The organism is Myxococcus sp. XM-1-1-1 (assembly GCF_020037095.1).
GTDB lineage: Bacteria > Myxococcota > Myxococcia > Myxococcales > Myxococcaceae > Myxococcus > Myxococcus fulvus.
Window position 1 is genome coordinate 1 of record NZ_JAIQDH010000044.1, and the last position, 12,834, is coordinate 12,834.

A 12,834-nucleotide genomic window follows, 5' to 3' on the forward strand; every position below is an offset into this window, starting at 1 on the left:
GCGCCCCGCCATCTCTGGAGAGCGCGGAGTAGACCGCCGCGCTCTCTCCCTCGCTCTAAAATGGCGAAAGTCGAGTCAGAGGGACCCGCGAGGAATCACCGCGCGGTCCGGGACCTCTCGCCCGAACAGGCTGTCACGGGAGCGAGGGGTCTCCGAGACAGAGTGTCACGGTGGACGCTTGTATCAACGTCGCGGTATGGGACGGACTCCACCCCGAGCGGAGTCAGGCATGTTCATCATCTATGGAAGCTCGGCGAAGCAGCAGGAACTCGGGGAGCGGCCCGCCCTCTGCCGGGATTGCCAGCGGGAGACGACCCACCGACTCCAGCGGCACTACAGCGTCGCCCACGTCTTCTGGTTCCCGCTCTTCTCCCTGAGGACGAAGTACGTCCTCGCCTGCTCCCGCTGCAACCTGCACTCGGAGGTGCCGGAGCAGTCCATCGGCCACGTGCCGACGAAGCCCGTGCTGCACCGCCTGGGAGGTCTCTTCCCCCTCGGCGCCCTGCTCTTCTGCTGCGTGGGCTTCCCCGTGGTCGGCGCGGTGACCTCCGCCGTCACCGGCACGCAGGACGGCACGGAGGTCCAGGAAGAGCGCCACGGCTTCGACCAGCGCTTCCACGCCCAGGCCGAGGACCTCGCCCTCCAGGAGGCGCTTCAGTCCGCGTTCGAGGATGCGGGCCACACGTCCATGTCCGTCACCGCCGCCTCCGCGGCCGTGAAGGACCAGGGCATCCGGGTCATCACCGCGCGCTCCACCCACCTCAAGAAGGTGAGCAACCCGGACCGCGTGAAGCTCCTCGAGTTGATGCAGCGGACCGCCGACCAGCGCTTCGAGAAGGACGAGGTCTTCGTCGGGCTCCAGGGCAAGCTGCTCTGGGGCGGCTACGCACACCGCCTCCCGGGTGGCGCCTGGCAGCACGTCGTCAAGAGCACCACCACCAGCCCCAAGGCCGCGGCCTTCGAGGCGCTCCTCCAGCTCGAGGCCCAGCAGCCCTCGGAGTCGCCCGACGCGCTCCCGACGCCCGTGGCGGACGACACCGCCCCCTAACGCGCCTGACGCAGCGGCTCGCCCGGAGCCTCGAGTGAGTCCAGGAACGCGAGGATGCGCCGGGCACAGTCCGCCGGGTCCTCCAGCGGGAACAGGTGCCCGCCGGGAGCCTCCTCCAGGCGGACGCCCGGGATGACCCGCCGGGCCTTGGCGAAGGCCGAGGCGGCCAACGTGCGCGTGCGTGCCCCTCGAACGATGAGCGTGGGCACGGAGATGGAGCGCAGCGACCGCCACATCCCCTTCGGCGTCGTCTCGAAGACGCGGGCCTCCCACTCGCGAGGGATGGTCAGCCGGAAGCCGCCCTCGGGCGCCTCCGTGAGCCCATACGTCACGTAGTCCTGGAAGCACGCCTCGTCGAAGGCCGCGAACAGCGGCTTCTTGCGATAGACGGTGTAGGCCAGCTCACGCGTGGGCCAGTGCGCGCGACGGCGGCGCGCCAGGCTCGCGGGAGGCACACGGCTTCGCTGTCCGAGCAGCGTCAGCACGTCCAGCACCAGCTTGCGCATCCCGGAGAACAGCACCGGGTCCAGGGTGACGACGGCGCGGAAGAGGCTCGGGTCCTTCACGGAGGCGAGCAGCGTCGCCACGCCGCCCATGCTGTGCCCCACCCCGACGATGCCCTCCAGCTTCGCGGCGCGGAGCGCGCCGATGAGGTCATCCGCCATGTCGTTCCAGTCCCGCATCGACAGCGGATCCGAGCCGGGGACGAGGCACCGCGAGCGCACCGTCACGACGTGGAAGCGAGGCTTCAGCCGCTCGATGAGCTGGCGATAGGTGCCTGGGGGAAATCCGTTGGCGTGCGCCAGGTGCAGCACGGGGCCGGTGCCGCCCCAGTCATCCAGTTGAAGGGCCTCGCTCATGCCCCTCCCGGATATCCCGAACAGCCCCGGTTGTCTGCCTCGACGACAGCTCCCCAGGGTGTCCACGAGATGCAGGCAGGCGGCGGCCCCTCGCGCGCCCGCCCGAGCATCCGGAGAAACAGGACCAGCGCCCCCTGGCGATGTCCATCTTCCAAGACGGAGGAGCCCCGGGTCCATGGACGAGCTCATCAACGAAGCCTGGCTGCACGGCGTGGTGACGCTGCTGGTGCGTCTGGTGGAGGTCGCCGCCGCGCTGGTCATCTTCACCGGCGCCGCCATCGGCTTCGTGCGCTTCATCCTGGCGGCGGTCCAGAAGGAGCGGACCGATTCCTTCACCCGAATCCGCCTCACCCTCGGCCGGTTCCTCGCGCTGGGGCTGGAGTTCCAGCTCGGCGCGGACCTGCTGCGCACGGCCGTCGCGCCCACGTGGGAGCAGATCGGCCAGGTCGCCGCGGTGGCCGCCATCCGGACCGCCCTCAACTACTTCCTCGGCCGGGAGATTCGTGACGAGCAACGCCAGGACGCACTCGCGCGGGCGGCCCGCCCCTCCTCGGATGAGGTGCCCCCGCGAGAGCAGCCTCCCCTGCGGCGCCCCCCGGGAGCGGACCCCACGTCCCATCCGCCCCACTGAGCCGGGCCTCAGGCGCCGGTGAGGGTGAGGACCACGGGCCCCGCCGTGGCGGTGACGCCCTCGTCCGTGAAGCATCCGGTGACCTGCGTCTGGGCCAGGACGAGAACCATGAGCACATCGGCTCCAGCGAACCGCCCGCTCGACACGGTGCCGGAGTACGTCACCACCACCTCGCCGAGCGGCCGGGCGGAGACGAGGATGCTCACGCTGACGGTGCTGGTGGTGCCGTCATTCCACGTGAGCGTCGACATGGACTGCGTCGAACCGGCCAGACAGCTCAGCTGCCCCGTTCCACCGCCCTGGAGCGACGCGGACAAGAGCGTCAGCGGCGTACCGACACAGGGGCCGAACGTCCCGCTCACACTCGTCGCGATGGTTTGCGGAGTGTTGGTCATGCCCGGCGAGTACCGCGCCTGGAGCGTACCGGGACAGGTCAACAGCACCGCCTCGGCGCGCGAAGGCGAGGCCCAGCCCAGCGCGACGACGACCCACAGCAGAGACAGACTTCCCGACGCACCACGACACCACGAACGATATGACATGCTTCCTCCCAGGACAGACGTGTTCCGGCTCCCAACGGAGCCTCAGAGCAGCCCGATGAGGGTGATGACGGCCGGACCCGCCGTGGCGGTGACCCCCTCCTCGGTGAAGCACCCCAGGAGGTCCGTCTGGAGGAGGGTCAGCGTCCCCGTCGCGGTGGCGCCCTGGAAGCGGCCCGAGGTCACCGTGCCCGCATAGACAGACACCACCTGTCCCGTCGGCCGGGTGTTGAGGGTCTGCGTCATGGAGAGCGTGCTCACGGTGCCGTCGTTCCACGTCAACGTCAGGTTCGCCGTCGTCGAGCTGGTCAGACAGCTCGTCGTCCCCTGCGCCACGCCGGAATAGTCCGCGGAGAGGATGCCGAGCGGCAATCCCACACACGGACCGAACGTGCCCGTCCCGGAGATGGTCATGAAGCGCGGGGTGTTCGTCATGCCGGGCGAGTAGTTCACCGCCATGGTGCCCGGGCAGTTGAGGGTGACGGGTTCAGCGCTCACGGGCCCCGCATACAGGACGAGCGCCGCGAGAAGAGAGGACAACGACATCAGCCGCGCGCGAATGGCAGACATGAGGGAGCTCCCAGCCCGCGACAGGCCTGAGCGCGGGGACTCCACACCTAACCCCAATGTCCATCACAACCCATTGCACCCTCGTCCCAGGGGCCACGCTCGCACCTGGGGACCGGGCGGGCCCGCTCACCGCCACTGCGGATGTGCGAGCACGCGTGCTTCGACCTCGGGCGTCAGGCGTCCACCGTGCGGCGCCCGCGACGAGGAGCGCGTCCACCGCTCCACCCACCGCTGCCCCAGCGGCGCCACCAGCGACTCGCGCCGCGTGGAGGCCACCGTCGTCTCACCCTTCGTCCCCGTGGACGAGCCCGCACCCACGAAGAACCCCGCCAGCAGCAGCGTCACCCGCGTGGGCGTCGCCGCGCTGTACGTGAGCAACAGCGCACCCTCGCCGTCCTCGCGGCAGTGCCGACGCACCCGCTCGAGCACGCCCTCCGTCCACATGTCCGGGTTCGACGCGGGAGAGAACGGATCGAAATACACCAGGTCCGCCACCGGCAGCGCCCCGTCCAGGAACGGCACCGCGTCCCCCAGGTGCAGCCGCCAGCGAAGGCCCTCCTCCTCCCACACCCCGTCCCGCATCAGCGTCTCGACGGCCGCGCGGAACGGCTGCAGGAACGGGAAGCCCGCCGCGTCCGCCAGCGCCAGCCGCAGGGGCGCCAGGTCCACCTCGAAGCTCACCACCTCCAGCGCCCGCCTCCGCGCCGCGCCCAGCTCCCGCGCGCACGTCAGCGCCGCCACCGCGTTCGTCGCCGCGCCCAGCCCCACGTCGTGGATGACCAGCGTGGGCCCCGGCTGGGACAGCCGCTCCGCCAGCCTCGGCTGCTCGACGTAGAGCCCCAGCGCTTCCTTCCACGGGCCCACCGACGGGTGCATCACCTCGCCATGGCCCAGGTGCCGCACCGCGCGCGAGCCGTTGCGCAGCGTGACCAGCTCGAAGTCCCCGTCGCGCGGGTTGGCCTCCTGGCTCACCCGACCTCCTTGAGCGTCACGTCGCGCGCCGCCGCCTCTTCCTTCAGGTCCTTCGGCGTGGCGATGGCGGCCTTGAGCTCCCGCGCCACCTGGTCGTACGTGCCGGAGAGGATGCCCTCGCGGATGCGGCCCATCAGCTTCTGGTAGTGCCGCACGTTGTGCACCGACAGGAAGCGCGAGCCCAGGTGGTGCTTGCCGCGCATCAGGTGCTGCAGGTACCCGCGCGTGTAGCGCTTGCACACGTAGCAATCACACTCGGCGTCCAGCGGCTCGTCCGCCAGCCGGTACACGGTGCGGGTGATGCGCACCAGCCCCTGGAACGTGTACGCGTAGCCCTGCTGCGCCATCTTCGTGGGGATGATGCAGTCGAACATGTCCACGCCGCGCAGCACCGCCTCGATGAGGTCCGTCGGCGTGCCCACGCCCATCAGGTAGCGAGGCTTGTCCGCGGGCAGCGACGCGGTGGTGCGCAACGTCATCGTCTCGCGCTCCGCCTTCGTCTCGCCCACCGCCAGCCCGCCGATGGCGAACCCGTCGAACGGCAGCTGCGTCAGGAAGGCCGCGCTCTCGTCGCGCAGGTGCGGGAACACGCCGCCCTGGACGATGCCGAACAGCGCCTGCCCGGTGTCCACCTGGTTCTTCGCCGCCAGGCTGCGCACCGCCCAGCGGTGGGTGCGCTCCATCGCCTCGCGCGTGCCCGCCTCGTCCGTGCGCGAGTCGATGCACACGTCCAGCACCATCATGATTTCGGAGTTGATGGACTGCTGCATCGCGATGCTGGACTCGGGGCTGAGCAGCTGCCGGCTGTTGTCGTAGAAGCTGCGGAAGTGCGCGCCCTTCTCCGTGATGAGCCGGTCCTCCGGCAGGGAGAAGATCTGGAACCCGCCCGAGTCCGTCAGCACGCCGCCATCCCACTGCATGAAGGGATGGATGCCGCCGAAGCGCTTGAAGACCTCCGTGCCGGGCCGGAGCATCAGGTGGTAGGTGTTGGCCAGGAGGATGCTGGCCCCGGTCTCCTTCACCTCTTCCATGGCCAGGTGCCGGAAGGCGGCGTGGGTGGCCACCGGCATGAACATGGGCGTGCGGAAGCTGCCGCGCCGGGTGTGGAGGATGCCGGCGCGGGCGCCGGTGGGGTCGGTGGTGACGAGCTCGAAACGGACGGCCATGGGCGGGGCCTTATACCCGCCAATCCCGCCCGACAGTCCATCCCTGTCGCCCGTTCCCCCACCTGCCGGCCGGACAGGGCCCCAAGGCCCCGCCATTCCAGGGCATTTTTCGTCACCTGGCAGGCGTTTCCTCAGGTCACCGCGAGACGGTCCGGAGGCGATTCCACGCTTCCTTGGCCGCTGCGCGTCAATTCCGCTACAACGCCGCCGCCATGTTCAACGTCATCAACGTCTCCAAGGCCTACGGGCCCAAGAAGCTGTTCGAGGAGGTCAACGTGACCTTCTCCCCGGGCCGTCGCTACGGCCTGACCGGTCCCAACGGGGCGGGCAAGTCCACGTTCATGAAGATCCTCGCCGGAGACGAGGAAGCGGACATGGGCAACGTCGTGCGCCCGCGCAAGCTGGGCATCCTGCGCCAGGACCACTTCCGCTACGAGGAGAACCGCGTCCTCGACGTCGTCCTCATGGGCAACAAGCCCCTGTGGGACGCCATGTCGGAGAAGAACCAGCTCTTGGCCAAGTCCGACATCACCGAAGAGGACGGCAACCGGCTGGGTGAGCTGGAGGGCGTCATCGCGGAGGAGGATGGCTACTCGGCGGAGAGCGACGCGGCCACGCTGCTGGCGGGCCTGGGCATCGAGGAGTCGTTCCACGAGGGCCAGATGCGCCAGCTGACGGGCGGCCTCAAGCTGCGCGTGCTGCTCGCCCAGGCGCTGTTCGGCAAGCCCGAGGGGCTGCTGCTCGACGAGCCCACGAACAACCTCGACATCGACTCCATCCGCTGGCTGGAGAACTTCCTGCACGAGTACGAGGGCGTGCTCATCACCATCAGCCACGACCGGCACTTCCTCAACTCCATCTGCACGCACATCGCGGACATCGATTACGAGGCCATCATCCAGTACAACGGTGGCTACGACGACATGGTGCGGCAGAAGGCCCAGCTGCGCACCCGCGTGGAGTCCGAGACGGCGGAGAAGAAGAAGAAGATCGCCCAGCTGCAGGACTTCGTCGCGCGCTTCCACGCCGGCACCCGCGCCTCCCAGGTGCAGAGCCGCATCAAGCAGATCGAGAAGCTCAAGACCGATGACCTGAAGCGCTCCAACATCGCGCGCCCGTTCATCCGCTTCGACCAGAAGGTCGTCAGCGGCAAGCAGACGCTCATGGTGGAGGGCATCAGCAAGTCCTTCGACGGCCAGGCCGTCATCCGGCCCTTCAACGCGCTGGTGTGCAAGGGCGAGAAGGTCTGCGTCATCGGCCGCAACGGCGTGGGCAAGTCCACCCTGGTGCGCATGCTCGCCGGCCAGCTGGAACCGGACACGGGCAAGATCGGCTGGGGCCACCAGGCTTCCGTGGGCTACCTGCCGCAGGACCACCACGGCGTCGTGCGCAAGGGCACCACCTGCTTCGGCTGGCTGCGGGACCTGCACGACAAGCTCACCAACGAGGAGATCTCCGGCGTGCTGGGCCGCATGCTCTTCTCCGGCGAGGAGCGCATGAAGAACACGGACACCCTCTCCGGTGGTGAGACGGTGCGCCTGTTGCTCTCCAAGCTGATGATCATGCAGGACAACGTCCTGGTGCTCGACGAGCCCACCAACCACCTGGACCTGGAGTCCATCTCCGCGCTCGCCGAGGGCCTGCAGAAGTACGAGGGCACCGTCATCGTCGTGACGCACGACCAGGAGCTCATCTCCGAGGTGGCCACGCGCATCTGGTCGCTCCAGGCCGGCCAGGAGGTGCTCGACTTCAACGGCCCCTACTCGGAGTTCCGCGAAAAGCACGCGGACGTCACGGCCCACCGCCGCTGACGCACCGCTTCTTCGAGTCGAAGCGCCGGGGCCCTCACACCCCGGCGCTTGGCCCGCCCCGCGGAGGCTTGATAGAGGCCCGGCCATGGCTGAAGGCCCTTCCCCCGCACCGCAGGCCGCGCTCCTCGCGATGGAGGAGCACCGCACCGCGCTCACCGGACACTGCTACCGGATGCTCGGCTCCATCGCCGAGGCCGAGGACGCCGTCCAGGAGACCTTCGTGCGCGCGCTCGGCCACCTGGAGCACTTCGAGGGGCGCTCCAGCGCGCGCACGTGGCTGTACCGCATCGCCACCCACCGCTGCATCGACGTGCTCCAGGAGCGCGCCCACCGCGTGCGGCCCATGGAGCTGGGGCCGCCGGGCCCGCTGGACGCGCCCCTGGGCGAGCGCCCCGGGGAGGAGTGGCTGGAGCCCGTGCCGGACGCGCTCGTGGTGCCGAGCCACGCCACGCCCTCGGAGCTGGTGATGATGCGCCAGAGCATCCGGCTGGCCTTCGTCGCCGCGCTCCAGCACCTGCCGCCCCGGCAGCGCGCGGCGCTGCTGCTCACGGAGGTGCTGGACTGGTCCGCCGCCGAGGTCGCCGACGCGCTGGAGCTGACGGTGCCCGCCGTCAACAGCGCGCTGCAGCGGGCCCGCGCCACGCTGGCCACCAAGGACGTGAGCACGCCCAGGGCGCCACTGTCAGAGACACAGGCCTCGCTGGTGGACCGGTACGTGGACGCGTTCGAGCGCTACGACATGGCCGCGCTCACCGCCCTGCTCCACCAGGAGGTCAACATGTCCATGCCTCCGCTCGCGCTCTGGGTGCGCGGCCCGGAGCAGGTGGCCCTGTGGATGGAGGGACGGGGCGCGGCGTGCCGGGGCTCGCGGCTGGTGCCTGTGTCCGCCAACGGGGCCCCCGCGTTCGGCCAGTACAAGCCGGGCGGCCCGGACGGGACGCTCACCCCGTGGGCGCTCAACGTGCTCGAAATCGAGGGGGAGCGCATCGTCGGGCTCAACTACTTCCTCGACGCGAAGACGCTCTTCCCGCGCTTCGGGCTGCCCCCCTTCCTGCCGGCGCGCTGAGGGCCCGGGCCTTTTTCTGGGGGGCACCGATGATTCCGGGCCCCCTTGTCCGTCCATGCCAGGGAACCCACCCGAGGTGGAGGCATCCATGGCCATGACCGGCTCGCGCAAGCTCTTCGTCAACCTGCCCGTGAAGGACCTGAAGCGCACGAATGCGTTCTTCACGAAGCTGGGCTTCACGTTCGATGCCCGCTTCTGTGATGACCACGCGACGTGCATGGTGGTCAGCGAAGAGGCCTTCGTGATGCTGCTCACGGAGGCGCGCTTCCAGGACTTCAGCAAGAAGGCCCTGTGCGACACGCACACGACGGCCGAGGGCATCTTCGCGCTGTCGGCCTCCAGCCGCGAGGACGTGGACCGGATGGTGAGGACGGCGGTGGCGTCCGGCGGCTCGACGGCGGGGGAGCCCCAGGACCACGGCTTCATGTACGGCTGGAGCTTCTTCGACCCGGATGGCCATCACTGGGAGGTCATCCACATGGACCTGAGCGCGCTGCCGCACTGAGGCTCAGCCGGACTGCCCGAGGGAGGGATTGAGCGCGCGGAAGCGGGCCTCCAGCTCCTCGGACATCTGGGCGACGGTGGTGCCCTCCAGGCTCTTCTTCAGCGCGGCCTCCGCGCGGCCGAAGACGCCTTCCAGGTACTCGGCCACGCACGGGCCGATGGTGCAGTCCGGCGCGGGGCCCACGGGGTGACGGCCGAAGAGCTCGCCCTCCTCCACCGACTCGTAGATGTCGCGGAGGGTGATGGCTTCGGGGCTGCGGGCCAGCGTCACGCCGCCCCGCGCGCCGCGCTTCGTCTCGATGAGCCCCGAGCGCGCCAGGTCGCCCAGGAGCCGCCGCACCACGACGGGGTTCGTCTGGATGCTGCGCGCCATGACCTCGGACGTGAGCGGACCCTCCGCCTTCGCCGAGCACTTCGCGAGCATCGCGACGATGTGCGCCGCCATGGTGAATCGGCTGTTCACTCACCCTCCGGGCTGGGATGCAGACACCTCCAGGTTACCTATCGTCCGCCCTGGCGGCGTGCAACCCGGCAAACCCCGGCCCCGGGGCGTCCGCCCGCTTCCGGACGGGCCTCAGCGAGACGTCTTGCGCAGGAAGAAGACGCCCAGCCCCAGGCCGGCGGCCCACTTGGCGGCGGCGGCCAGGGGCGTCTGCCCGAGCTTCGGGGGCGTGTTGGTGACGGGCTGGCCCGTGGCCGGGTCCAGTTGGGGTCGGAAGTCGCGCGAGCCGGGCAGGCCCGCGCCGCCCTCCTCCAGCTCCGTCTTGGTGGCCGTCAGGGCCTTGCCCTGGCCCGGCACGCGCTGGCCCGGCGCCTTCCCCTCCGGAGAGCGCTGCTCGAGGATGGCGTTGATCTCGGCGCCCAACAGGACCACCTGCGAGGACAGCCACATCCACAGGAGGAGCACGATGACGCCGCCGATGGCGCCGTAGTTCACGTCGTACTTGCCGAAGTTGGCCACGTACTTGGAGAAGGCCCAGGACGCGGCCACCCAGATGAGCACGCCCACGACGGAGCCCGGGGTGATGAACCGGAACTTCTGCTTCGCGTTGGGCAGGACGTAATAGAGCACCGCCCACAGGAACATCATCAGCAGGCCCGCCACCGGGAGGCGCAGCCACAGCGCCACGGTGGACACGGGCCCGGGCAGCTTGCTCGCCAGCGCGGGCGTGGCCACCGCCGCCAGCGCCGCGACGATGGCGACCACCGCGGCGATCAGCGTCGTGGAGACAGCGATGAGCCGCAGCTTCCACACCGGCCGCGTCTCCTCGACGCCGTAGGCGGTGTTGAGCGCGTTGATCAACGCGACGATGCCACCGGACGCCGCCCAGATGGCGCCCACGCCGCCCACCGTGAGCAGGCCCACGGGGTTGCTGCTGGCGAGCGACTCGATGCGCTGGCTCAGGATGGCGGTGACCTCCTTGGGGGCCACCTTGCCCAGCTCCTGGATGAGCACCTGCGCCTGGTTGGGGTCGATGATGACGCCCGCGAGTGACACCAGGAACAGCAGGAACGGGAACAGCGCGAGGATGGCGCGGAACGTCAACGCTCCCGCGACGTCGCCCACGTCATCGCGTTTCCATTCGTCCTTGAGGAGCTTGAAGAACTCCAGCCATCCCATGCCCTTGCCCGGCAAGACCATCGCGCAGTCCTCATCCCATGGAAGTCCCAGGGGATATTGGCCATGCGCGCCCTCGGTGGCGCCCCTGCCCGGAAGGACAGCCTCCTCGCCCGCTCCCCCAGGGAGGACGCCCGAGGGCAGGCATCCAGGGGAGCGCTCGCGAAGGAGGGAGCCCGGCTCAGCCCGCGGAGCGCTGTGCCGCGTCGCCGCTGGAGAGGCGGGCGTGGGCCTGGGCGAGCAGCTCGTAGGAGCGCAGCCGCGCGGTGTGGTCGAAGATCTGCGAGGTGACCATCAGCTCGTCGGGCTGGACCTCCGCGATGAAGGAGCGCAGCCCCTCCTCGACCTGCTGTGGGTTGCCGACGATGGAGCAGGCGAGCATGGACTCCACCTCCGCCAGCTCGTACTCGGTGATGCGCCCGTCCATGCTGTCCACCGGAGGCGGCAGCTGGCCGGGGCGTCCGCGGCGCAGGTTGATGAAGGCCTGCAGGAGTGACGTGAACAGCTTCTGGGCCTCCGGCTCCGTGTCGGCCGCGAAGACGTTGAGGCCGACCATGGCGTAGGGCTTGTCGAGCGCCGCGGAGGGGCGGAAGTTGGCGCGGTACACGCGCAGGGCGGACAAGAGCTGCTGGGGCGCGAAGTGCGAGGCGAACGCGTACGGCAGGCCCATGACGGCGGCGAGCTGAGCGCCGAAGAGGCTGGAGCCGAGGATCCACAGGGGCACCTTGAGCCCCATGCCCGGCACGGCGCGCACGGCCTGTTGGGGTTCGGGGTCCTGGAAGTAGGCCTGGAGTTCGGCGACGTCCTGGGGGAACGCGTCGGAGGTGTCCACGCGGCTGCGGCGCAGGGCGGAGGCGGTGCGTTGGTCGGTGCCGGGGGCGCGGCCCAGGCCCAGGTCGATGCGACCGGGGTACAGGGTTTCGAGCGTGCCGAACTGCTCGGCGATGACGAGGGGCGAGTGATTGGGCAGCATGATGCCGCCGGCGCCCACGCGGATGCTCGAGGTGCCCTGCGCGACATGGCCGATGACGACGGCGGTGGCCGCGCTGGCGATGCCGGTCATGTTGTGGTGCTCGGCCAGCCAGAAGCGCCGGTAGCCCCAGCGCTCCGCGTGCCGGGCCAGGTCCAGCGTGGAGCGCAGGGCGTCCGCCGCGTCGCTGCCCTGGCGGATGGGGGAGAGGTCGAGAACGGAGAAGGGAATCATCGGAGGACCTCAGGGCGCGCACGCGCAACGAGGGACGGGCCCGTCCCTTCCCGGGCGGCGCCATCCCCGGAAAGCCCTTGCGTTAACGCAGGGCGCGCTCCCGTGCACGGGAAACGCAGGAGGGCTCGGACGCCCCCCTCGTCACCGCGTCGTCGGGGGCGACTCGAAGCGGTGGGGGGCGAAGAGCCCGGCCCGCTCGTGGTTGCGCACCCAGGGTCGCTCGCCCTTGTCCAGGGACACCGTCTCCTTCAACAGCCCCTGCTCGTACTCGTAATGCTGCTGGATGCGGTAGGTATCGAAGGGCGCGAAGGAGCTCAGCTCCGGGTGGAACACCAGCTTCGCCTCCCGGAACGCGCGGTCGGTCGTCCCCTCGCCCGGGCCCAGCGTGGAGACCAGCTTCAGCGCCACGTTCCCCGAGGACTCCACCGCCCCCAGGTCGACCCGGAAGAACATCGTCTGCTCCCGTGGACCCGCGCTCCCGTCATAGTCCGGGTGCCGCCGACGCAGGTGCTTCACCGACTCCCAGTGGTTCCCGAAGCGACGCTGCTCCACCGTGAACTCGTAGTCGAACGCCGGCACCCGCTTCCATGCCCCCTCCTCGAAGCGCTCCGCCTGCGCCTCGCCCACCCACAACAACGTGACCTCCGGCTCCGGCCCCTTCTCCGCGCGCAAGGGCAACGCGCCCGGAACGGTGCTGGCGCAAGCAAAGGTGAACAGCAACCACGCGACGACGACCCAACGCTTCATGGGAGGCAACCTCTTCGGACTCGATGGCGCGACATGCGCGAGCCCCACCATGCGTCCGCCCTCCCCCCATCAACAATGAGAGGAAACGCAACCCATCG

General features: G+C 69.9%; 14 protein-coding genes. 5 read left to right on the forward strand and 9 right to left on the reverse strand.

Features of this window, described 5'->3' with window-relative positions:
* Positions 1-229: 229 nt before the first annotated feature.
* Positions 230-1,048 carry a zinc-ribbon domain-containing protein gene (locus K8640_RS41730; protein WP_141332163.1) on the forward strand — a complete coding sequence of 273 codons (819 nt, stop codon included), beginning with the start codon at positions 230-232 and terminating at the stop codon, positions 1,046-1,048.
* On the opposite strand, the gene K8640_RS41735 is transcribed toward K8640_RS41730, so the two are convergent.
* Entirely contained in the window at positions 1,045-1,908 is an 864-nt protein-coding gene (locus K8640_RS41735; RefSeq protein WP_223752176.1) for an alpha/beta fold hydrolase, read from the reverse strand. The genes K8640_RS41730 and K8640_RS41735 overlap by 4 nt on opposite strands.
* A gap of 175 nt (positions 1,909-2,083) precedes the next feature.
* On the opposite strand from K8640_RS41735, the gene K8640_RS41740 reads away from it, so the two are divergent.
* A complete protein-coding gene (locus K8640_RS41740; protein WP_223752177.1) occupies positions 2,084-2,539 on the forward strand; it encodes a DUF1622 domain-containing protein in 456 nt (151 codons plus the stop codon).
* An 8-nt stretch (positions 2,540-2,547) separates the two neighbouring features.
* Here the strand turns inward: K8640_RS41740 and K8640_RS41745 are convergent, their stop codons facing one another.
* The 4 genes from K8640_RS41745 to tgt all read right to left on the reverse strand — a co-directional run bounded on the left by K8640_RS41745 (position 2,548) and on the right by tgt (position 5,786).
* Complete coding sequence (locus K8640_RS41745) at positions 2,548-3,081, reverse strand: hypothetical protein (RefSeq protein ID WP_223752178.1); 534 nt, start codon at positions 3,079-3,081, stop codon at positions 2,548-2,550.
* 42 nt (positions 3,082-3,123) lie between these two features.
* Complete coding sequence (locus K8640_RS41750) at positions 3,124-3,648, reverse strand: hypothetical protein (RefSeq protein ID WP_223752179.1); 525 nt, start codon at positions 3,646-3,648, stop codon at positions 3,124-3,126.
* Positions 3,649-3,774: 126 nt separating this feature from the next.
* Positions 3,775-4,620 carry an MnmC family methyltransferase gene (locus K8640_RS41755; RefSeq protein ID WP_223752180.1) on the reverse strand — a complete coding sequence of 282 codons (846 nt, stop codon included), beginning with the start codon at positions 4,618-4,620 and terminating at the stop codon, positions 3,775-3,777.
* The gene (gene tgt, locus K8640_RS41760; protein WP_141324588.1) at positions 4,617-5,786 is read right to left on the reverse strand and encodes a tRNA guanosine(34) transglycosylase Tgt; all 1,170 of its coding nucleotides are present in this window, start codon (positions 5,784-5,786) and stop codon (positions 4,617-4,619) included. Before tgt ends, K8640_RS41755 begins: the two co-directional genes overlap by 4 nt.
* A gap of 212 nt (positions 5,787-5,998) precedes the next feature.
* Between tgt and K8640_RS41765 the strand changes: the two genes are divergently transcribed.
* From K8640_RS41765 to K8640_RS41775, 3 genes are all read left to right on the forward strand, one after another.
* Entirely contained in the window at positions 5,999-7,597 is a 1,599-nt protein-coding gene (locus K8640_RS41765; RefSeq protein WP_223752199.1) for an ABC-F family ATP-binding cassette domain-containing protein, read from the forward strand.
* An 85-nt stretch (positions 7,598-7,682) separates the two neighbouring features.
* A complete protein-coding gene (locus K8640_RS41770; RefSeq protein ID WP_223752181.1) occupies positions 7,683-8,663 on the forward strand; it encodes a sigma-70 family RNA polymerase sigma factor in 981 nt (326 codons plus the stop codon).
* A gap of 88 nt (positions 8,664-8,751) precedes the next feature.
* The gene (locus tag K8640_RS41775; RefSeq protein ID WP_223752182.1) at positions 8,752-9,168 is read left to right on the forward strand and encodes a VOC family protein; all 417 of its coding nucleotides are present in this window, start codon (positions 8,752-8,754) and stop codon (positions 9,166-9,168) included.
* A gap of 3 nt (positions 9,169-9,171) precedes the next feature.
* Here K8640_RS41775 and K8640_RS41780 read toward each other — a convergent pair whose 3' ends face one another.
* The 4 genes from K8640_RS41780 to K8640_RS41795 all read right to left on the reverse strand — a co-directional run bounded on the left by K8640_RS41780 (position 9,172) and on the right by K8640_RS41795 (position 12,736).
* Positions 9,172-9,630, reverse strand: coding sequence for an Rrf2 family transcriptional regulator (locus K8640_RS41780; protein WP_141324591.1), 459 nt, complete (start codon positions 9,628-9,630; stop codon positions 9,172-9,174).
* Positions 9,631-9,741: 111 nt separating this feature from the next.
* Positions 9,742-10,809 (reverse strand): YihY/virulence factor BrkB family protein, encoded by a 1,068-nt coding sequence (locus K8640_RS41785; RefSeq protein WP_223752183.1) that lies wholly within the window; start codon positions 10,807-10,809, stop codon positions 9,742-9,744.
* A gap of 157 nt (positions 10,810-10,966) precedes the next feature.
* Positions 10,967-11,989: an LLM class flavin-dependent oxidoreductase gene (locus tag K8640_RS41790; protein ID WP_223752184.1), complete on the reverse strand. Its 1,023-nt coding sequence runs from the start codon at positions 11,987-11,989 to the stop codon at positions 10,967-10,969.
* 141 nt (positions 11,990-12,130) lie between these two features.
* Positions 12,131-12,736: a hypothetical protein gene (locus tag K8640_RS41795; RefSeq protein WP_223752185.1), complete on the reverse strand. Its 606-nt coding sequence runs from the start codon at positions 12,734-12,736 to the stop codon at positions 12,131-12,133.
* Positions 12,737-12,834 lie beyond the last annotated feature (98 nt).

What these genes read in the sequence shown, in the direction of transcription:
- K8640_RS41730 (WP_141332163.1), top strand. Translation starts at nt 230, where the DNA reads ATGTTCATCATCTATGGAAGCTCGGCGAAGCAGCAGGAACTCGGGGAG.
- K8640_RS41735 (WP_223752176.1), bottom strand. Translation starts at nt 1,908, where the DNA reads ATGAGCGAGGCCCTTCAACTGGATGACTGGGGCGGCACCGGCCCCGTG.
- K8640_RS41740 (WP_223752177.1), top strand. Translation starts at nt 2,084, where the DNA reads ATGGACGAGCTCATCAACGAAGCCTGGCTGCACGGCGTGGTGACGCTG.
- K8640_RS41745 (WP_223752178.1), bottom strand. Translation starts at nt 3,081, where the DNA reads ATGTCATATCGTTCGTGGTGTCGTGGTGCGTCGGGAAGTCTGTCTCTG.
- K8640_RS41750 (WP_223752179.1), bottom strand. Translation starts at nt 3,648, where the DNA reads ATGTCTGCCATTCGCGCGCGGCTGATGTCGTTGTCCTCTCTTCTCGCG.
- tgt (WP_141324588.1), bottom strand. Translation starts at nt 5,786, where the DNA reads ATGGCCGTCCGTTTCGAGCTCGTCACCACCGACCCCACCGGCGCCCGC.
- K8640_RS41765 (WP_223752199.1), top strand. Translation starts at nt 5,999, where the DNA reads ATGTTCAACGTCATCAACGTCTCCAAGGCCTACGGGCCCAAGAAGCTG.
- K8640_RS41770 (WP_223752181.1), top strand. Translation starts at nt 7,683, where the DNA reads ATGGCTGAAGGCCCTTCCCCCGCACCGCAGGCCGCGCTCCTCGCGATG.
- K8640_RS41775 (WP_223752182.1), top strand. Translation starts at nt 8,752, where the DNA reads ATGGCCATGACCGGCTCGCGCAAGCTCTTCGTCAACCTGCCCGTGAAG.
- K8640_RS41785 (WP_223752183.1), bottom strand. Translation starts at nt 10,809, where the DNA reads ATGGTCTTGCCGGGCAAGGGCATGGGATGGCTGGAGTTCTTCAAGCTC.
- K8640_RS41790 (WP_223752184.1), bottom strand. Translation starts at nt 11,989, where the DNA reads ATGATTCCCTTCTCCGTTCTCGACCTCTCCCCCATCCGCCAGGGCAGC.
- K8640_RS41795 (WP_223752185.1), bottom strand. Translation starts at nt 12,736, where the DNA reads ATGAAGCGTTGGGTCGTCGTCGCGTGGTTGCTGTTCACCTTTGCTTGC.